The organism is Bacillus sp. EB106-06-01-XG163 (assembly GCF_058791615.1).
On record NZ_JBYTDS010000004.1, the window covers coordinates 134,787 to 152,250 of the forward strand.

Sequence of the window (17,464 nt, forward strand, 5' to 3'; positions counted from 1 at the left end):
AGGGCTTCTTTTATTAATTCAATTTCGCTTTCGTTTTTGGTCCGTAAATGCCGTCTGGCTTCAAACCATACATGAGCTGAATCGTACTGAAACGTTCAGCCGCATTTACTGATGTAAGTGTATTTGAATAAATTGCAGAAAAACCCTCCTCGTCTTGAGAAGGGCTCTGACTTATACTTCTTTTTCTCTAAATCAGTCCGAAGCAAAAAACTGATGCCGCTCAACTTTTCAATCTGCCCCTATGCTTTTCTTTTGCTTTTTGTTTTCTGATTAAATATTTTTGTTCCTTTATTTTTTCTCTTTATTTTCTATTCAGTTGTTTTTTCTTTTCTTGTTTCAAGCTCCTGTTTTATCGCTTTTTATGCCTTAGTTGATATCCCGATATTTTTCATCTCTTTAGAAGCTTGTCGTTGCAATCTTTTTGGGTTTAATTTCTTAGATTTTGCTTTAACACAAACCTCTTCTTGTCAGTGTGGGAGAGAGTCTGTAAAAAAGGAAAGGGTCTCCGCTTATTTTAACAACACTTCAAGTTTTACTTTGGTTCAAGCGCATAAATTCCATCAGCTTTTAATCCATTCATCAATTGAAATCGAATTACTGCATTCGCTGTCTTCGCTCCATATGCACCATCAATCCCGAAGTTCTTTCGCTTTAATGAAGGGCGACAGCGCCGTTCGAATCTGTTTTACGCTCTCCCCTCGGATTTTAATGGGTTTTCAACTTTAAAAAACCGGAAGACAAGAGGAAGGATGCTTTCTTGCCTTCAGATGAAGAGCCCCCTGAATCACTTCTTTATCATCGACGGCAAAATGATAGCTTGTCGATTCGCTGTTACCCGACATATAACTGATTTCATTGGCGGCCGCATGCGTCATTTCCTGTATTGTGAATGATTTTCGGAGTGCCGCTGTATTTGCCATAAAAAACTAAATATTCCGTTTTTCAATACAAAAAAACAGCTGGATTAACCAGCTGCTGATCGTTATCACTTTAGCCGTTCAGTGATACGAAATTTCTGTATTTCTCTGAAATGAACAGGTTTCGGCAAAGACCGCCGCCTTAAAGGCGATGTTTATCTCCCTTGCAGTATACAGCGAATGTACTTCAAAATCAGCCCAAAAAGCAGCTCCGTCCCCAATTCGCCCCTCGATGAATGATGACAAAATCAATAAATAAGCATTGTCGGACTCAAAGGTTCCGGCTCAGCTGTAAAAGTATCAAGTAAGCTCGCGAAAACAGGTGCAGCTAAAGTGGATAACGTCTTGGAAGCCGGAGAAAAAGCGGCTGCAAAACATGTAAAAACCGGGATTGAAAAAGGAAAAGACTATATCAATTCCGTTTCGAAAAATAAGTACCAACCCGCGCTTGCCGGAATAGCACAGGATATTAAAAATACTGACAATGTGAAGAATACGCCTTTGTTGAAAAGTATTATTGAAGATCAGAAAGAAAATGCACTCATAAAATCTGAAAATTCTAACAACACAGCCATAGGTAATGTCAAACAAGGTGATAGTACCCCTCTCGCACCTGGCGGAGGTTTAGCTGCTCATGAAGCAAAAGGCGGGCATCTTATAGAAAGACATGTTGGGAAAACAGATAAAGAATTAATAGAAAGACTGAAAACTGATTCTAACCCACATATTACAGCTTCATCTACTTTTAAAAATAGGGCTACCGCTGAAAGAATTGCTAATTCAGTTTTAAACGATTCAAAAAATATAAAGAAAATCGAAAATTGGATTGATGATCCTAAAAAACCTAAATTAATGTTAAGATACAAGGGCGATGGAGAAATAATCGGCAGAAGTGTATCAAGAAATTCAGATCTAGTAGAAAACGTTACAAACGCAAAAATTATACTCAAAAAAGATAATAACGGTAACTTTATCCTTACAGGATATCCAACCAAATAGAAAGAGAGGAAGTATCATGGATGAAAGGTATGATTTCTTAGATGAATTAGAAAATTTTTTAGGTGCAACATTTCATCAAGATATCCAATCTCCTGAACACGCCTTAGACGAATTTATTGAGGAAATTAGTAAAGAAGGTTTGCTATTTACAGTAAAGTATTGCGAAGAGTTTCTAAATAGCGATCTAACTAAAGAAGAAAAGGAAGACATTATAAAGTGTAATGCAGAATTATATTTCCCGACAATTGGCTTACCACCTATAGAATGGTTGAAAAGTGTAATAGAACAACTAAAAGAAGCTATTTAAAAGAAACACTGAAAGGCCCCCATTTTATGAGAGGGCCTTTTTATATTGATACCGAATTTTTTGGCTTTCTTATCTGAATAGAAATGCAATACCGACAGTGCGGTTTGGATCTACTTGACGGCATCACTAGCTGAACTTTTCAACAATTTTGACCCTAAAAAGAGATACGGACAATAAATTTCTAGCCAAAAAATCAAGTTCGCCAACAACTTACGAATTTGATAAACCGGCTTTATTAAGGGAAATTAAAAAACCCTTGCGTAGCAAGGGTTTTGGCTATGATTCCGACTGGGCTCGAACCAGCGACCTCTACCCTGTCAAGGTAGCGCTCTCCCAGCTGAGCTACGGAATCATGATATGTATGTGTTGCTGGGTATGTTGTTGTCTCTCTGACATTTATAATTATATATCCTGATTTCTCATTCGTCAACACTTTTTTTATCTAAAATAAAAAAAGGGCGCGTCACAAAATTGACGGCGCCCTTTTCGTTTATGATCTCACTTGGGCGGGGGTTATTTTTTTCAATGCCTGTTCGAAGTCCCGCTCTAAATCTTCGGCGTTTTCGACTCCGACGCTCAAGCGCAGAAGGCCGTCTGTGATGCCGCGTTTCTCCCTCTCTGCTTTCGGCATGGCGGCATGCGACATGGCTGCAGGGTATGAGAGAATGGATTCGACGGCGCCGAGGCTGACGGCAAATACCGGAAGCGATACGTTTTCGACCAGCTTTTTGACGGCTTCTTTGCTTTCCAATTCAAAGGACAGGACGGCGCCCGCTCCGCTCGCTTGCCGTTTATGGGTATCGGCTCCCGGGTGTCCGGCAAGGCCGGGATAGTAAACGTTTTTGATGGCGGGATGCCCGTCAAAATAGGCAGCCAGCCGTTCGGCCGTCCGGCTCGCTTTTTCCAGTCTGACCTGCAATGTTTTTAAGCCTCTCAATACGAGCCAGCAGTCCTGAACGCCGAGCACCGCTCCAAACGAGTTTTGCAGCTTATACAGCTGATTGCCGAGCTCTTCATCTTTTACGGCGGCAAGGCCTGACAGCACATCGCTGTGGCCGCTTAAAAATTTTGTCGCGCTGTGGAGCACGATATCTACACCGAGATCAAGCGGACGCTGCAGAGCAGGCGTCATGAATGTATTGTCAAGGTATGTCAGACAGCCGTGATCCTTTGCCAGTTTGACGACGCCCTTAATATCCGTGATGCCGAGCGTCGGGTTTGACGGTGTTTCCATATAAATGGCTTTCGTGTTCGGCCGGATGGCGCGGGCGACAGCTTCTGTGTCCGTCATATCGACAAAGGTATGTTCGATTCCGAAACGGGACAGAACCTCAGTCACCATGCGGAATGTTCCGCCGTACACATCCTCCGTGACGAGGACATGGTCGCCTTGGGATAAGAGCAGAAATGCCGTCGAAATCGCCGCCATACCGGAGCTGAAAGCAAAACCTCTCGTTCCGCCTTCAAGGCCTGCGATTGTTTCTTCAAGCGCTGTTCTTGTCGGTGTGCCTGAGCGGCTGTAGTCATATGTCCCGAATTCTTCAAATGAAGACTGATGAAATGTGGAAGCATGCTGAATCGGCACGCTGACGGCTCCGGTGGCTCCGTCTGTTTTAAATGGATTGTGCACGAGCTGGGTTTCCAGCGTCCAATTGTGATTACTCATATGACACGGCCCCCTCTTTTACTTGCTGTAATGCCTGCTTTACATCCCGCTTCAAATCTTCTGCATGTTCAATGCCCACTGAAAATCTCAGCAGACGGTTGCAGACGCCGTTTGCGATACGGATGTCTTCCGGAATGTCCATGTGCGTCTGTGTCGCGGGGTATGTAATAAAGCTTTCCACCCCGCCGAGACTTTCTGCGAAACAGATCGTTTTCAGCGCCTTTAAAAACGGATTGATCCATTCCTCTTTTTGCAGCCGGAAAGACAGCATCCCGCCTTTTCCGGGATATAACACGTCGGCGATTTCTTCTTCCTGTTCTAAAAATTCCGCAAGTTCACGGGCGTTTTCTTCATGACGGCGCATTCTGAGTCCGAGTGTTTTCATCCCTCTCATTAAAAGCCACGAATCAAACGGCGGGAGAACGGCTCCGATCGCATTTTGGTGATTAAACATGATCTCGCCGAGCTCTTCATCCTTTACGACAGCAAGACCGGCAAGGAGATCATTGTGCCCCGCTAAATATTTTGTGGCGCTGTGAATGACGATGTCCGCTCCCAGTTCAAGCGGGCGCTGGAGCACCGGGGTATAAAACGTATTATCCACAATTAAAAGCAGGCCGGCTTCTTTCGTAATCCGGGCGATTTTTTCAATGTCCGCCTCCTGCATTAACGGGTTTGTCGGCGTTTCAACAAATACCGCTTTCGTGTTTTCCGTTATTTTGGAGCGTAAACAGTCTTCATCGCTGAAATCATCGTAAATAAAGCTTAAGCCGTATTTTCTCCATTCGTTTTCAAACAAACGGTACGTGCCTCCGTATAAATCGGAGGATACAATCAATTCATCCCCGCTTTTAAATAAAGCCATAATCGTTTGAATGGCTGCCATTCCCGAGCTGAAGGCAAAGCCTCTCGCACCGTTTTCCAACACGGCGATAGCGTCTTCAACGAGCTGGCGTGTCGGGTTTTTCGTGCGCACGTAGTCAAAACCTGTAGATTCTCCTATTCCTCTATGGCGGTAAGCGGTGGACAGATAAATCGGCGGACTGACCGTTCCCGTTGCTTCTTCGCTTCTATTTCCGATTTGGGCTAATTTTGTATCAACATGCTGCGTCATCAGTAAGCACCATCCTTTTTCAAAAATAAAAAAGCCCCCTCTTCATAAGAAGAAGGAGCTTTTCTCTTCCTCTTATCTTCCAAGCATGTGAATCGCTTGCTGGATTTAGCACCTTGGCACTTTGCCTTCCCGCGGCAAAGCAAACCGGTTGCTGAGGTTTCAAAGGGCCAGTCCCTCCACCTCTCGTGATAAGAATATTGTTTTGTATTTTCTGATTGTTCTATATTAACGCACTATAAAATGAATTTCAATAACTTTTTATTTATCTGAACTCTCGCAAGAAGTGCATCTGAAGAAAGAAATTTCTAATAATTCATGGTACAATAGGAAAAAACCATCAAGACAAGAAGCGGCCTGGAGGAATGCGAAGTGGCATCAAAAAACGGAATCATTCATGAGAAAAAACTTTTCTCCCATGAGCTTGAAGAGGAAATGACCGTTTTGGTCTACCTGCCCGCCACCTTCTCCCCCCTGTATAAATATCATACGGTCATCGCTCAGGACGGCCATGATTATTTCAGATTAGGGAGAATCGGGCGGCAGGCGGAAGAGCTTATGTCAAAAGGGGAAATTGACCGCTGCATCATTATCGGCGTCCCTTATAAAAATGTGCGGGAGCGAAGAAACACATACCATCCAGAAGGGTCTAAGTTCGCCTCATATAAGCGATTCATCGCAAATGAGCTCGTTCCTTTTATCGACAAAGAATACCCGACTTATCAAGTCGGATACGGCCGCACCATGATCGGGGATTCCCTCGGCGGAACCGTTTCGCTTATGACGGCGATTGACTATCCGAACATGTTTGGAAACGTCATCATGCAGTCTCCGTATGTTGACGGGCACGTGCTGGATGCCGTCCGGCAGTCGGAGGATCTCAAACAGATTTCCGTTTATCATCAAATCGGAGAAAAAGAAACCGGCGTTCACACGACAGACGGCCAGGTTCTTGATTTCACCGCGCCGAACGAAGAGCTCAAACAGCTGCTGGAAAGCAAACAGTCTGAATACACGTATGAAACCTTCGACGGGGATCATAAATGGACCTACTGGCAGCCGCTCATCACGCCGGCGCTGAAAAAAATGCTGTAACCATTCATTTAAGGAGGGAACTTTCATGAAATACGGTATTGTTTTATTTCCATCAAAAAAATTACAGGATCTCGCAAATTCGTACCGGAAACGCTACGACCCGAGCTACGCGCTCATTCCTCCGCACCTGACGCTAAGAGATCCGTTTGAAGCGACAGAACAGGAAATCGAGCAGGTCGTATCACAGCTGAGACAGACGGCGAAAGAGTCGCATCCGCTCGTTCTGAAAATCACAAAATACAGCTCGTTTTCTCCTGTGAATAATGTGATATATATGAAAGCAGAGCCGACGGAGGAATTAAAATCTCTGAGTGAGAAATGCTACTCAGGAGCATTATCCGGCGAGCCGGAATACAGCTTCGTTCCGCATGTCACGGTCGGCCAGAAGCTGTCGTCAGATGAACATTCCGACGTACTCGGACAGCTGAAAATGCTGGACATTTCCCACGAAGAAGTCATCGACCGTTTTCACTTGCTCTATCAGCTGGATAACGGCTCATGGACTGTGTATGAAACATTTTTATTAGGCGGAGGAGAATAACTGCTTGGAATCCATCATCGCAAAAACTGAAAAACAGCTAAACGACGCTTTTTTCGTCAGAAAAGAGGTCTTTGTTAAAGAACAGCACGTTCCGGAAGAAGAAGAGATTGATCAATTCGAAGACACGTCAGAGCATATAGTCATATATGACGGCGGCCAGCCGGTCGGAGCCGGCAGATGGCGCTTGAAAGACGGGCATGGAAAATTAGAGCGCATCTGCGTGATGAAAAGCCATCGTTCTTTAGGCGTCGGAGCCATCATTATGCAGGCGCTTGAAAAAGCGGCGGCAGCCAAAGGCGCCGACAGCTTTATCTTACATGCGCAGACGCAGGCGGTTCCGTTTTACGAAAAACAAGGATACCGCGTCACATCCGGCGAAGAATTTCTCGATGCGGGCATCCCCCATCTGGAAATGATAAAGGAACACAAACGATAAAATCAAAAGCACTCCTGTTATATGGCAGGAGTGCTTTTTTATGAAAATAAAACTATTTCATGAATTTTAATGAATTTTATGGAAGATCAATGTATGTTTAGTATACGAAGTATTACAATTCATACAAAAAATACAATTCATTTTTCGGAGGGATAAACATGACGGCACCAAAAGGAAAACACATTTTCGGGACTGTTAAAGTGGGCACAAAAGGACAGATTGTCATTCCTAAAGAAGCAAGAGATGTTTTCGATATAAATCCGGGGGATTCACTGCTTATGCTCGGAGATGACCAGCAAGGTATCGCACTTGTTAAACAAGAACTCTTTTTCGAGTTTGCAAAAGATATTTTAAACGCTAAGCAAATCGATGAAGATAGCGAGGATGAGTAAATGCACGCGATTGAGCTGAAGCAATTAACGAAACATTATAAAGAAACCGCCGCCGTTGACCGTCTTGAGTTCTCAGTTGAGAAAGGGGAATTTTTCGCTTTACTCGGTGAGAACGGAGCCGGAAAAACGACATTAATCAGCATGCTTTGCGGACTCCTTTCTCCGGATAACGGTGATGCATCAGTGCTTGGACACAGTATTTTGACTGATTTGGATAAAATAAAACCGAAATTGAATATGTCCCCGCAGGAAACAGCCATCGCTCCTCATCTAACCGTACGGGAAAACTTAGAGTTTATAGCCGGAGTCTACGGAATTCCGAAAAAAGAAGCAAAAAAAAGAACAGATGAGATGCTCGAATTGTTTCAATTAAAAGAGAAAGAAAGAGCAAAAACCAAAACATTATCAGGAGGAATGCAGCGCCGGCTCAGCATCGCAATGGGAATGATCACCAAGCCGGATATTTATTTCTTAGATGAGCCGACATTAGGGCTGGACGTCCGTTCGCGCCGCGAATTGTGGAAAAATCTTGAGGCATTAAAGGGTGACATGACGATTATTTTAACGACACACTATTTAGAAGAGGCTGAAGCCCTGGCAGATCGTATTTGCATTTTAGAAAATGGGACTTTAAAAGCACTGGGTACGGCGGAGGCTCTGAAAAAGCAAACTCATTCAGCTACATTTGAAGATGCCTTTTTAGCGATTTGTGACGGGGAGGCGGGTCTTTATGCTTGATTTCGCCATTCGCAACCGCAAAGAAATTTTTCGTGACCCCCTGTCTATTATCCTTGGAATCGCACTGCCTGTTATTCTATTGTTTCTGTTTACGGCGATTGAAAAAAATGCGCCGCTTGATACCTTTAAAATTCAGCACTTAGCACCCGGACTCATTGTTTTCGGTTTCGCTTTCCTTACGATGTTCTCTGCATTGCTGATCGCAAAAGACAAACAGACCGCCCTTTTGACCCGTTTGTTTGCTTCCCCTTTAAAAACAGCCGATTATGTCATCGGTTATGCAATGCCGATGCTGCCGTTAGCCATTTTACAAATCGTCATTTGTTTTATCGCAGCAGCGGCTGCCGGTTTATCCGCCGAGTGGATGAATCTTCTCGCAGGTATCGCTGTCTTGCTGCCGATTGCGATGATGTCCGTTTTCTTCGGTTTATGTTTAGGGGCTGTGTTTACGGACAAACAAATTTCAGGTATCGGAACGATTTATATTACACTCGTGCAATTTCTGGGCGGGGCTTGGATGGAGGTGAGCCTGCTCGGTGACACATTCAAACATATCGCTTATGCCTTACCGTTTGTTCACTCGATCGAACTGGCCCAGGAAGTCATATCCGGAGATTATTCTTCCTTTCATCAGCATATTTGGCCGATAGCGGGATATACCGTTTTGGCGCTTGCACTTGCTTTCCTCAGTTTTATGAAAATCAGGAAGAGATAAAAAAAGCCGGCACTCCGTAATGGGAGCGCCGGTCTTCTTTTTTACGTTTCTTTCAGAAGGCTTATCGTATGCGGCAGCAGACGGTCATCCCCCGGACTGCCATGGCCCGGAACGACAATGCTGATGTCCTGATATCTTTTCATGACTTTGCGGACGGCGCGCGGCCACTGGTCCGGATAAAAGCCCGGAGTAGGCACGATTTCCTTTGTTTCTAAAGCCTTGATTAAGCATCCGCCGAATAAGAGCTTATCCTTAGGCAGCCAGACGGTAATATTGTCTTCTGTATGCCCTTTTCCCGGATAAAACGTTTCAATTTTCATATCGCCAAACTGCAGCTTTGTCACGTTTTTCAAATCTCCGAGCGGCCGGTCATATCCCTGCTCTCGGGCGAAGTTGGCGGTCAGCTTCGTGCTGTGCACCTTTACACCGTATTTGTACAGGGTGTTCAGACCGCCGATACGATCGTCATGGGCGTGTGTCACAATGGCATCGGTCATCCTTTTGCCGGGAAACCGCTTTTTTATTTGTGTCATTAACTGCTCTGTGAGACTGTCATTCCACGGAGTATCAATCAGTACGATTCCTTTGGAAGTCTCAAGAAGCAATCCGTTCGCAGGGACGGGACTTCCGTCTGCCGTACCGGTGCTTGTATGCATCCAAACATGCGGCGCCAGCTGTGTAAGCGTGACATCTTTTGCGGCGGAGCCCTCCGCCGCGTCTGCCGGTTTCATTCCGGCAGTAAAGAGGCCGAATAGAAATAACCCCGCAATTAATAATGAAAGCTTTCTCAAATTGAATCATTCCTTTCCGCATCTTTCATATATACGACTCAAAAAAACCCGGATATATCCGGGCTTTTTCACACGTATTGATTTATTAACCGGCCTTTTCCCATGATTTGCGGCAGACGGGAAAGAGAGCGCTTACGTTTTTCCTCATGTACTTTCTTTTCTGCGGCTGCGGTGTTTTCCTGGCGGCGCTCCACCTCTCTGTACACCCTGTCATTGGCAAGGGCGGCCGCTTTCGTAATGCCGGCATAATCAGACTTATAACCCGCTGCCCGGTTTGCGTATTGAGAATACTGCTGGTTTTGAATCCGTCCTGCATAAATCATATGTACCCCTCCCCTTCGCTTTCATTTCCCTTAATCTTACTTTTTGAAACGCTGTTCTTTTGTTATGATATTCTTTGTCTATCAAATGGATGAACACCTTTTAATGGGAGGACCCCTTTTTGAAATGCGCCCGACTGAATAACCGAACGATACATTTACATACATATTCTAGAGAACATTACCAATTCCTTTTTGAAGAAGCTCAGAAAGGAAATATTTTTTGCGCACATTGTGAGCAGCCCGTCTTGATGCGGCTTTCGATTTTAGAGCAGCCGGCATTTTATCACCGGCAAAAGGGAGACTTCACCGCCTGTGAAAAAGCATGCGCGGCCGAGGAACCACTAGCGGAGAAAGAAAAAGAAGAGTATAAGGAAGCCGGCATGTTCCGCCTGCCGAAAGGAAAAGCGATTTCAGAGAATCCGAAACCGATCGTCTCAGAATGGAAAAGCCCGAAAAAAGTGCCTGCGGCCGAACCGTTTTCACCAACATCCGAGGCGGCTGATACATCTTTGTTCCCCGGCATCGGCCTGAACCGTGAACAGATGAAGGCAGTTACTGAAACGGACGGGCCTTTATTAGTGCTTGCCGGAGCGGGAAGCGGAAAAACAAGGGTGCTGACAGCACGCGCCGCCCATATGATTGAACACCTCGGCATTTCACCTGAGAATATGCTGCTTGTGACCTTTACGACAAAAGCCGTCGCCGAAATGAAAGAGCGGATGGCAAATGAGTACGGTCTGGCAGCCGGAAAAGTCTCCCGTCTCGTGACCGGAACATTCCACAGTTTTTTCTATAAAATACTCTGTCATTATGATTCTTCAAAATGGAACGGCAGCCAGCTTTTAAAAATGGAGTGGCAAAAAGAGCAATATGTGAAAAAGGCGCTCTATGAAGAAAACTTGGATGCTAAAGAGTTTCCCGTCGACCAGGCGCTTCAGCTTATCGGCTGCTGGAAAAACACGTATCTCCCCCATGAGACCATTCCGCTTGCGGACGACTGGGAGAAAAAAGTGTACAGGCTCTACGAACATTACGAACGGCAGAAGCAGGAAAAACGGCAATTTGATTTTGATGACATGGCCCAAGGCTGTTATGAACTGTTTCAAAGCCGGCCTGATATTCTCGCGCAGTACCAAAACAGATTTTCTCATATTTTGATTGATGAATTTCAAGATATCAATCCTGTCCAGTACAACATTATGCAAATGATCGCAAGCCCAAAGAATAACCTGTGCTGCGTGGGTGATGACGACCAATCCATTTATGCGTTCCGCGGCAGCAGCCCGTCTTTCATTTTAGATTTTCAGAAAGATTATCCGGCAGCAAAGACCATTTACTTAACGGCAAATTACCGATCGCCGCATCCGATCGTCTCAAGCGCTCATGCCGTCGTAAAGAAAAATAAAAAACGGTATAAAAAAACACTTTCTGCCGTCAAAAACGGCGTTCACAATCCCGTGATGTTTTATCCTTACGATGAAGAAGAAGAAGCGACCATGATCGTTTCGGATATGAAAGAGAAAATTCAAAACGGGGCGAGTCCTGACGATTTTGCCGTGCTTTACCGGACAAACAGCGCCGGACGGGCCATTTATGAAAGACTGCACCAATCATCGATTCCTTATCATGCCGACCGGGGCGTGCAGACGTTCTACAGCCGCAGAATCGTACGCCAGATCCTCGCCTACTTATATGCGAGTCAGAATGAAGATGATCCGGATGCGGTGAAAGACCTGCTGCCCGCCTTATTTTTAAAGCAATCCGCCCTGCAAACGTTAAAGGCGCTGTCAATCACGGAAGATTGCACGATGATTAAGGCACTGACGAAACTGCCTGACCTGAAGCCTTTTCAAATAGGGAAGATCAAGCAGATCGTTCCGTTTTTCGCAAGCATCCGGACAATGAAGCCGGTTGAAGCCATCACCTTTGCAGAAAGCAAAATGGGTTTTTCCGAGTATTTAAAAAAACGGGGCAATGAGGGAAACAAACTGGAAAAAGGCTCTGATGATCTCAGGGATGTCAAAGTGGCCGCCAAAAAATTCAAAACCATTCCTGATTTTCTTGCGCATGTCGATCATATGCGCGCCGCTGAGAATCTGAAAACCGATGAAAACGGCGTCGAACTGCTGACCATTCACCGCTCTAAAGGTCTTGAATTCAATACGGTCTATATTTTAGGCGCGGCTGACGGCTCGATCCCCCATGACTTCGCACTTGAGACGGCGAGACAGGGCGATCCCGCTCCGCTCGAAGAAGAAAGACGGCTTCTGTATGTCGCAATGACAAGGGCCATGCAGCATTTATATGTATCTTGTCCCGCGTACAGGCGGGGAAAAACAGCGCGCAGCTCAAGATTTCTCGAGCCCCTTCTTCGGACGGACAGACGGAGCGTACTCAGGATATAAAGAACCCGGCAGATCACTGCCGGGTTCTTCTCACATAAAAAGGCCTTTTTAGCAAGGCCGGCTGACGCCTATTTATTGTTCAGCATTTTAGAAATGGTGCCAAAATCAAGTTTCTCTTTACCGCTTGTAATAGATTGAACGATTTTGTCTTCCAATTCTTTCGGAACACGCTTGTTAGCCAGCTGGGACACCTTCTGAATGACGCCTCTCACCGTGTTTTCATCTTTGAAATTGGCATTTTGCAATGATCCTGCAAGGTTCATGACATCCTTCATGCTGACGCCTGTTTTCTTCTCAATATTTTTGAAAAATTGATTATCCATGGTGTGCCTCCTTTTGTGGAGTAATACGATATTGTATGAATAAAGAGCGGAACATGTGCCCGTAAGACAAGGAAAAAATTCCGAGTGCCCCGTCTCTATACTCCTTTATACATCAGGGAAGCACGGGACTGAACGGTCCCGCGCTTATCCAAGGTCTTGCTAAGGTTTAGCCAAAAAAGGATGCACCGACAATGATCAGAAGGATGAACAATACGACAACAAGAACAAATGTTGAGCCGTATCCGCCTCCGACATAGCCGCCTCCGTATCCGCCGCAGCCGCCATAACCGCCGTAGCCGCCGCCGAATCCGCCATATCCGAATCCCATATCTAAGCACCTCCTTTACTCTCTATACTCTATGTGAGCCGACTTGTTTGGCTTGGATAAATGCATAGGGCCGGTGCGGATTTCATTCATTTTAGTGAGAATGCTCATTTTTCTTCAGTTTCGCTTCTGTTTCGGCGGCAAACACATCTATCCATTCCTCAAAGCGCGATCCCGCTTCATCAAACTCAGACAGCTGTTTTTCAATAGATAAGATATATTTGTCATGCTCCAGCTGGTTTTGATTGTGCCGGCGGTATTTACCGTTTATGAATGATTCAAATATATTCATAACATCCCCTCCTCCTATGATCTATGCCGAACAGAGGCCGGCGTTCGGCAAAAAACAAAAAAACCGGAAGCTCCGGTTTTTTAGAAAACGGCTATTTCGGTTTTTTCTTTTGGCCGCAGCCGCAGCCTTTTTTCTTAATTTTTTTTTCGTAAGGCTGATGCACAGTTGATTTGTATGGAGAGTGTTGGGAAGGTTTGCTTGATTGACTCATGGTGATCCTTCCTTTCCTTATGTCATATATGCCAGTTTATGCCGAAAGTGACGGTAAGTTGCTGGTGGAACCGCCTTATTCCTGCAGAAGACGAGAAACCGCAGCTTCAATGATCCCGGCCGCGCCGGCTATGGCTAACAGCAAAATCAGCCATTGCGCAGCCTCGGGTACCACAATCTGGACCGCAATTAAAAAGGCGGCGCACCACACGCCCGTACACCAGTAGCAGCTGAGAAGTTCACCGATAAATGCCCTGATCCCTTTGCCTTTTATGACAATGTAGGTTTCTGTCGTGCCGTCGGGTGCGGTTTCTGTTTTTTCCTCGTGAAAAAGGCTCCGAAGCGGCGCCATAATAGTGTCAAATACGAAAAGCCTGGCCAGCCGGAAAACGGCAAACGATAACAGAATAAATGAAAGCCAATTGATAACCACCTGTTCACTCCTTTTCAAAACTTGACCTCTTTATACATATGCGAAAACCCTGATCTTCATGAATCGCACCTTGTCCGGTAAAAAAATAGGTGCGGTTTAGTTGTTTTTCTTATTCCGCTCGGCGTTTCATTTGCATTATATAGAGTATGAATGAGAAAGGAGTGAAGGTTATGTCGTTTGAAGAAAAAGTCGAAACACTGCAACCGCAAATATTCGAACAATTATCTAACGAATTCGAGCAGAAGATCGAAGTGATTGATTGCGAAAATGTCACAATAGATACAACACATATAACGGCTGCTCTTTCTATACAAGCTTCAGTTACTGCGGCGATTATCCTCGCGACACAGCTCGTGATCGCAGATGAAGACACAGCCGATCAAATGGCAACCGAACTGCTGATCCTCGAGGATTGCCAAATAAAAAAGCGAACCCTCATTCAAGTCATTAACAGCCGCAATATTAAAATCACACTGACAGCAGACGATATCATGGCCTTTGTACAAACTTTGTTTCAGCTATTAAATATACTTTTTGCTGAACTAGACATCCTTTAACTCTTTCTTTTCAAATTTTTAAAATAGAGGTGAGAACAAATGGCAGATAACGAAAAATTCAAAGAAGAACTCGCAAATCTACCAGAAGTGGATCCGCTTTTAAAAGTGCTTGTCAGCAATGTCTTCAAAAAACACGGCGTGACAAAAGATAAAATGCGGGAAATACCTGATGAAGAAAAAGAAATGCTGATCGCATTAGTGAAAGACATGCAGGCGAAATCAGAAGCTTTTCTTGAAAGCCAGAAACAGAAAAAAGAGCAGAAAGCGCAAGAACAGCAGACAAAGCAGCAAACCCGCAGAGAACAATTAATCGAACAGCTCCGGCAAAGACGCCAAAATCCCGGTCAATAACTAAAAATAGTGATTTTTATCAGGATAGATGCCTGAGTCAAAGTAAGGGGCCGGCTCATTTAATATTAGTAAAAGAAAAGGAGGAATAGATATGGAAAGCAGACCATACTCTTGGGTTGCACTTGATCCTGAATGTGAACATCCGCGAGAAGAAAAAGAAGAAAAAGAAGGCAGAAGATGTAATGTTTGCTGTAACGGACACGGGTTCGGCGAAGATAATGCCTTCATCGACCAAGACCTGGCACAGGCGAATCTCAACAAACAAGTTTCTGAAGAAGCGATTATTATCAGAGATTCTTGTGATATTAACGTGACATCGACAGATATTCAGGCAGTCACTTCAGTCATGACAGCGATTAATGCAGCAGTCGTAACGGCCACTCTCACTTCAATCGCTGACGGAGTCATCGCTGAATTGGTCGCACAAGACTTATTGCAGCTAACAGCTAACAAACAAATCAACCGTCAAAAACTGCTCATCGAAAACTCCCGCGGCGTAAACGTGACAACAGTAGATGCCGATATCGCAACATTGATCTCAACAGCAACAAATACACTGATTGCCATCTTAGTCATCACCCTCGTCCTCTAAAAAGAAAAAGCAGAGCTAAAAATGCTCTGCTTTTTCTTATTTTCTCCGCATATGATGAATATATAGACGTTCACCCACACCAAGTGAGGCTCGCGTACATATGTTGTTAAAGACAAAAGTCAAATACCCTAAAAGAAGGAGCTGAAATCCATGAGCTGCGGAAAACACCATGGCCGAGATGAAAATTGTGTATGCGATGCAGTCGAGAAGATTTTAGCAGAACAAGAGGCTGTTGAAGAACAATGCCCGACTGGATGCTATACGAATCTTTTGAGCCCGACGATTGCAGGTAAAGACACCATTCCGTTTCTCGTATTTGATAAAAAAGGCGGATTGTTCTCCACATTCGGGAACGTCGGAGGATTTGCGGATGACAGCCAGTGCTTTGAGTCCATTTTCTTTCGTGTAGAAAGACTATGCGATTGCTGCGCGACGCTTTCAGTATTGCGCCCCGTAGATGTGCACGGCGACACCCTCAGCGTCTGCCATCCTTGTGATCCTGATTTCTTCGGTTTAGAAAAAACAGAATTTTGCATTGAAGTTGATCTGAGCTGCTTCAGCGCCATTCAGTGCCTTTCACCCGAGCTTGTTAACCGGCCTGCGCCGCACAAAGAGAAAAAGCATCACGGATAGTCATTGATTCGCATCTTTCCTAAAGAAGAATCCCCTTCCAACCTTCTATTACAGATGCAATCATCAGCCCGCCCGGACTTCCGGGCGGCTGACTCTCCGCTATCGTTTAAACCGGTACCATTTAAAACGTGAAGTCAGGAGGGATATTATGAGCAAGCATACAACATACTGTGTGCGTGAAGCGGTAGAAAATATTGAAGACCTGCAAAATGCGGTTGAAGAAGATTGCCCGACAGGCTGTTATTCTAACCTTTTATCTCCGGCTTATACATTAGGCGATACAGTGCCGTTCGCCATCTTCACCTCAAAATCGAAACCGTTCACCGCATTCGGAAACGTCGGCGAGCTGGATAACGGTCCGTGCTTTAATACCGTTTTTTTCAGAGTTGAAAGGGTCTGTGACGGCTGTGCCACATTAAGCCTGCTTATTGCTTTTGACGAGCATAAGCACATTCTTGATTTTACAGATAAAGACTCTCTCTGCGATGTATTCCGTTTAGAAAAAACGAACTATTGCGTTGAAGTCGATCTCCATAGCTTCTGCGCCATCAATTGCCTGAACCCGAGACTGATCAACCGCACACATTCTTAAATCAAAAAGCATAAAAATAAGCTGCCGGATGAAAGAATTCAGGCAGCTTTTTGTATGGTTAAAATCCAAGCGGATGCAGCGAGGTAATATCGTCTATTGCGAGTTCTGCCGGCGCTCCGTTGCTTGTCGTCCGCAGGAAGATCGCATTATTTTTTCTGCCGACGATTACGCCTCTGTAGGTTTTCCCGTTGGCTTCTATCAGACAAAGGGTCCGCGGCATATTATGCGGCAGCTTCGTTAAGAAATCAATTTTTTCAAGAATGGACATTCTGCTCATCGGCTTTTTCACGCGCTTTGGCGGAACCTTTTCCTCTGGGGCGGCATTGTGAACCGCTTCAGGCTCTTTTTCAGCGGCATCAGGCTCTTTTTTAGCGGCGTCAGGCTTGGCAGTGTCCTGCTCCGCTTGCGCCGGAACTTCTTGAACGGCTTCTTCTGCGCGGCTGTGCTGTTCAGGTACTTGCTTTTCTGGCTCGACAGCCACTGCTCCTTCAGGCTGAGTTTGACATTCTTCCTCCCGCTTTCCATGCATCGGCTCTTCTTCCGGCGGCTGAGGCGCTTTCCTTTTTTTGATTAATATGTCCTGCATTGATGATTGCGTGTCTGAATAATCCGCCTGAACAATATACATGAGCGGTTTTTTTTCCGCGTTTCTGTTTTGTTTTGACATCTTCATCCCTCCGATTCTGTCATGTTTTATTTATATGACGGAATGATTAAAAT

The 17,464-nt window shown here is 45.0% G+C and carries 23 protein-coding genes, 1 tRNA gene, 4 pseudogenes and 1 riboswitch; of the genes and pseudogenes, 14 read left to right on the top strand and 14 right to left on the bottom strand.

Features of this window, described 5'->3' with window-relative positions; translation table 11 throughout:
* Positions 1–13: 13 nt before the first annotated feature.
* The 4 genes and pseudogenes from AC3WTF_RS06560 to AC3WTF_RS06575 all read right to left on the bottom strand — a co-directional run.
* Positions 14–112, bottom strand: a pseudogene (locus tag AC3WTF_RS06560) (peptidoglycan-binding domain-containing protein); the annotation flags it as partial.
* Between the two features lie 108 nt (positions 113–220).
* Positions 221–490 (bottom strand): annotated as a pseudogene (locus AC3WTF_RS06565) (DUF2992 family protein); the annotation flags it as partial.
* A gap of 42 nt (positions 491–532) precedes the next feature.
* Entirely contained in the window at positions 533–634 is a 102-nt protein-coding gene (locus tag AC3WTF_RS06570) for a peptidoglycan-binding domain-containing protein (RefSeq protein WP_079978564.1), read from the bottom strand.
* A gap of 142 nt (positions 635–776) precedes the next feature.
* Positions 777–891, bottom strand: a pseudogene (locus AC3WTF_RS06575) (N-acetylmuramoyl-L-alanine amidase); the annotation flags it as partial.
* A 284-nt stretch (positions 892–1,175) separates the two neighbouring features.
* On the opposite strand from AC3WTF_RS06575, the pseudogene AC3WTF_RS06580 reads away from it, so the two are divergent.
* Together AC3WTF_RS06580 and AC3WTF_RS06585 are read left to right on the top strand one after the other, a co-directional pair.
* Positions 1,176–1,916: pseudogene (locus tag AC3WTF_RS06580) on the top strand (RNase A-like domain-containing protein); the annotation flags it as partial.
* Between the two features lie 16 nt (positions 1,917–1,932).
* A complete protein-coding gene (locus tag AC3WTF_RS06585; protein WP_047935615.1) occupies positions 1,933–2,223 on the top strand; it encodes a contact-dependent growth inhibition system immunity protein in 291 nt (96 codons plus the stop codon).
* Between the two features lie 279 nt (positions 2,224–2,502).
* On the opposite strand, the gene AC3WTF_RS06590 is transcribed toward AC3WTF_RS06585, so the two are convergent.
* From AC3WTF_RS06590 to AC3WTF_RS06600, 3 genes are all read right to left on the bottom strand, one after another.
* Positions 2,503–2,575 (bottom strand) — tRNA-Val (locus AC3WTF_RS06590).
* Positions 2,576–2,713: 138 nt separating this feature from the next.
* The gene (gene metC / locus AC3WTF_RS06595) at positions 2,714–3,889 is read right to left on the bottom strand and encodes a cystathionine beta-lyase (RefSeq protein ID WP_007409073.1); all 1,176 of its coding nucleotides are present in this window, start codon (positions 3,887–3,889) and stop codon (positions 2,714–2,716) included.
* Positions 3,882–5,003, bottom strand: a complete 1,122-nt coding sequence (locus AC3WTF_RS06600) for a methionine biosynthesis PLP-dependent protein (RefSeq protein WP_032871212.1) — start codon at positions 5,001–5,003, stop codon at positions 3,882–3,884. Before AC3WTF_RS06600 ends, metC begins: the two co-directional genes overlap by 8 nt.
* Before the next feature lie 69 nt (positions 5,004–5,072).
* A riboswitch (SAM riboswitch) is annotated at positions 5,073–5,198 on the bottom strand.
* A 174-nt stretch (positions 5,199–5,372) separates the two neighbouring features.
* On the opposite strand from AC3WTF_RS06600, the gene AC3WTF_RS06605 reads away from it, so the two are divergent.
* From AC3WTF_RS06605 to AC3WTF_RS06630, 6 genes are all read left to right on the top strand, one after another.
* On the top strand, positions 5,373–6,095 hold the full coding sequence (locus tag AC3WTF_RS06605) for an esterase family protein (protein ID WP_007409075.1): 723 nt from the start codon (positions 5,373–5,375) through the stop codon (positions 6,093–6,095).
* A gap of 25 nt (positions 6,096–6,120) precedes the next feature.
* Positions 6,121–6,636: a YjcG family protein gene (locus tag AC3WTF_RS06610; RefSeq protein WP_007409076.1), complete on the top strand. Its 516-nt coding sequence runs from the start codon at positions 6,121–6,123 to the stop codon at positions 6,634–6,636.
* 4 nt (positions 6,637–6,640) lie between these two features.
* The gene (locus tag AC3WTF_RS06615) at positions 6,641–7,072 is read left to right on the top strand and encodes a GNAT family N-acetyltransferase (protein WP_012117312.1); all 432 of its coding nucleotides are present in this window, start codon (positions 6,641–6,643) and stop codon (positions 7,070–7,072) included.
* Between the two features lie 158 nt (positions 7,073–7,230).
* Positions 7,231–7,464, top strand: a complete 234-nt coding sequence (locus tag AC3WTF_RS06620) for an AbrB/MazE/SpoVT family DNA-binding domain-containing protein (protein ID WP_007409078.1) — start codon at positions 7,231–7,233, stop codon at positions 7,462–7,464.
* The gene (locus AC3WTF_RS06625) at positions 7,465–8,202 is read left to right on the top strand and encodes an ABC transporter ATP-binding protein (protein ID WP_039062913.1); all 738 of its coding nucleotides are present in this window, start codon (positions 7,465–7,467) and stop codon (positions 8,200–8,202) included.
* On the top strand, positions 8,195–8,917 hold the full coding sequence (locus AC3WTF_RS06630; RefSeq protein ID WP_007409080.1) for an ABC transporter permease: 723 nt from the start codon (positions 8,195–8,197) through the stop codon (positions 8,915–8,917). The genes AC3WTF_RS06625 and AC3WTF_RS06630 overlap by 8 nt, the downstream gene beginning before the upstream one ends.
* Positions 8,918–8,958: 41 nt before the next feature.
* Here AC3WTF_RS06630 and bla read toward each other — a convergent pair whose 3' ends face one another.
* Both bla and AC3WTF_RS06640 read right to left on the bottom strand, forming a co-directional pair.
* Complete coding sequence (gene bla / locus AC3WTF_RS06635; protein ID WP_129004068.1) at positions 8,959–9,708, bottom strand: subclass B1 metallo-beta-lactamase; 750 nt, start codon at positions 9,706–9,708, stop codon at positions 8,959–8,961.
* A gap of 68 nt (positions 9,709–9,776) precedes the next feature.
* A complete protein-coding gene (locus AC3WTF_RS06640; protein WP_007409082.1) occupies positions 9,777–10,031 on the bottom strand; it encodes a hypothetical protein in 255 nt (84 codons plus the stop codon).
* A gap of 119 nt (positions 10,032–10,150) precedes the next feature.
* Between AC3WTF_RS06640 and AC3WTF_RS06645 the strand changes: the two genes are divergently transcribed.
* Positions 10,151–12,436: an ATP-dependent helicase gene (locus AC3WTF_RS06645; protein WP_492314218.1), complete on the top strand. Its 2,286-nt coding sequence runs from the start codon at positions 10,151–10,153 to the stop codon at positions 12,434–12,436.
* Between the two features lie 68 nt (positions 12,437–12,504).
* On the opposite strand, the gene spoVIF is transcribed toward AC3WTF_RS06645, so the two are convergent.
* The 4 genes from spoVIF to AC3WTF_RS06665 all read right to left on the bottom strand — a co-directional run bounded on the left by spoVIF (position 12,505) and on the right by AC3WTF_RS06665 (position 14,019).
* Complete coding sequence (spoVIF, locus tag AC3WTF_RS06650; RefSeq protein WP_003154986.1) at positions 12,505–12,759, bottom strand: sporulation-specific transcription regulator SpoVIF; 255 nt, start codon at positions 12,757–12,759, stop codon at positions 12,505–12,507.
* A 166-nt stretch (positions 12,760–12,925) separates the two neighbouring features.
* Complete coding sequence (locus tag AC3WTF_RS06655) at positions 12,926–13,087, bottom strand: YjcZ family sporulation protein (RefSeq protein WP_007610678.1); 162 nt, start codon at positions 13,085–13,087, stop codon at positions 12,926–12,928.
* A gap of 91 nt (positions 13,088–13,178) precedes the next feature.
* Complete coding sequence (locus AC3WTF_RS06660; protein ID WP_020955645.1) at positions 13,179–13,376, bottom strand: hypothetical protein; 198 nt, start codon at positions 13,374–13,376, stop codon at positions 13,179–13,181.
* Between the two features lie 286 nt (positions 13,377–13,662).
* Positions 13,663–14,019, bottom strand: a complete 357-nt coding sequence (locus AC3WTF_RS06665) for a DUF1360 domain-containing protein (RefSeq protein ID WP_015239585.1) — start codon at positions 14,017–14,019, stop codon at positions 13,663–13,665.
* 170 nt (positions 14,020–14,189) lie between these two features.
* Between AC3WTF_RS06665 and AC3WTF_RS06670 the strand changes: the two genes are divergently transcribed.
* The 5 genes from AC3WTF_RS06670 to cotZ all read left to right on the top strand — a co-directional run bounded on the left by AC3WTF_RS06670 (position 14,190) and on the right by cotZ (position 16,744).
* A complete protein-coding gene (locus AC3WTF_RS06670) occupies positions 14,190–14,576 on the top strand; it encodes a spore coat protein (RefSeq protein ID WP_007409087.1) in 387 nt (128 codons plus the stop codon).
* Between the two features lie 39 nt (positions 14,577–14,615).
* Positions 14,616–14,927, top strand: coding sequence for a hypothetical protein (locus AC3WTF_RS06675; RefSeq protein WP_007409088.1), 312 nt, complete (start codon positions 14,616–14,618; stop codon positions 14,925–14,927).
* A gap of 91 nt (positions 14,928–15,018) precedes the next feature.
* The gene (gene cotX, locus AC3WTF_RS06680) at positions 15,019–15,519 is read left to right on the top strand and encodes a spore coat protein CotX (RefSeq protein WP_007409089.1); all 501 of its coding nucleotides are present in this window, start codon (positions 15,019–15,021) and stop codon (positions 15,517–15,519) included.
* 150 nt (positions 15,520–15,669) lie between these two features.
* Entirely contained in the window at positions 15,670–16,152 is a 483-nt protein-coding gene (cotY, locus tag AC3WTF_RS06685; RefSeq protein WP_007610670.1) for a spore coat protein CotY, read from the top strand.
* Positions 16,153–16,300: 148 nt separating this feature from the next.
* On the top strand, positions 16,301–16,744 hold the full coding sequence (cotZ, locus tag AC3WTF_RS06690) for a spore coat protein CotZ (protein ID WP_007409091.1): 444 nt from the start codon (positions 16,301–16,303) through the stop codon (positions 16,742–16,744).
* Between the two features lie 58 nt (positions 16,745–16,802).
* Here cotZ and AC3WTF_RS06695 read toward each other — a convergent pair whose 3' ends face one another.
* Entirely contained in the window at positions 16,803–17,411 is a 609-nt protein-coding gene (locus tag AC3WTF_RS06695) for a CotO family spore coat protein (protein WP_007409092.1), read from the bottom strand.
* Positions 17,412–17,464: the final 53 nt, after the last annotated feature.

Excerpts from the sequence above, each read along its gene's own strand:
- AC3WTF_RS06625 (WP_039062913.1), top strand. The coding sequence starts at position 7,465 with ATGCACGCGATTGAGCTGAAGCAATTAACGAAACATTATAAAGAAACC.
- AC3WTF_RS06610 (WP_007409076.1), top strand. The coding sequence starts at position 6,121 with ATGAAATACGGTATTGTTTTATTTCCATCAAAAAAATTACAGGATCTC.
- AC3WTF_RS06670 (WP_007409087.1), top strand. The coding sequence starts at position 14,190 with ATGTCGTTTGAAGAAAAAGTCGAAACACTGCAACCGCAAATATTCGAA.
- spoVIF (WP_003154986.1), bottom strand. The coding sequence starts at position 12,759 with ATGGATAATCAATTTTTCAAAAATATTGAGAAGAAAACAGGCGTCAGC.
- AC3WTF_RS06675 (WP_007409088.1), top strand. The coding sequence starts at position 14,616 with ATGGCAGATAACGAAAAATTCAAAGAAGAACTCGCAAATCTACCAGAA.
- AC3WTF_RS06695 (WP_007409092.1), bottom strand. The coding sequence starts at position 17,411 with ATGTCAAAACAAAACAGAAACGCGGAAAAAAAACCGCTCATGTATATT.
- cotY (WP_007610670.1), top strand. The coding sequence starts at position 15,670 with ATGAGCTGCGGAAAACACCATGGCCGAGATGAAAATTGTGTATGCGAT.
- AC3WTF_RS06630 (WP_007409080.1), top strand. The coding sequence starts at position 8,195 with ATGCTTGATTTCGCCATTCGCAACCGCAAAGAAATTTTTCGTGACCCC.
- AC3WTF_RS06620 (WP_007409078.1), top strand. The coding sequence starts at position 7,231 with ATGACGGCACCAAAAGGAAAACACATTTTCGGGACTGTTAAAGTGGGC.
- AC3WTF_RS06660 (WP_020955645.1), bottom strand. The coding sequence starts at position 13,376 with ATGAATATATTTGAATCATTCATAAACGGTAAATACCGCCGGCACAAT.
- AC3WTF_RS06600 (WP_032871212.1), bottom strand. The coding sequence starts at position 5,003 with ATGACGCAGCATGTTGATACAAAATTAGCCCAAATCGGAAATAGAAGC.
- cotZ (WP_007409091.1), top strand. The coding sequence starts at position 16,301 with ATGAGCAAGCATACAACATACTGTGTGCGTGAAGCGGTAGAAAATATT.
- AC3WTF_RS06640 (WP_007409082.1), bottom strand. The coding sequence starts at position 10,031 with ATGATTTATGCAGGACGGATTCAAAACCAGCAGTATTCTCAATACGCA.
- AC3WTF_RS06585 (WP_047935615.1), top strand. The coding sequence starts at position 1,933 with ATGGATGAAAGGTATGATTTCTTAGATGAATTAGAAAATTTTTTAGGT.
- metC (WP_007409073.1), bottom strand. The coding sequence starts at position 3,889 with ATGAGTAATCACAATTGGACGCTGGAAACCCAGCTCGTGCACAATCCA.
- AC3WTF_RS06655 (WP_007610678.1), bottom strand. The coding sequence starts at position 13,087 with ATGGGATTCGGATATGGCGGATTCGGCGGCGGCTACGGCGGTTATGGC.
- cotX (WP_007409089.1), top strand. The coding sequence starts at position 15,019 with ATGGAAAGCAGACCATACTCTTGGGTTGCACTTGATCCTGAATGTGAA.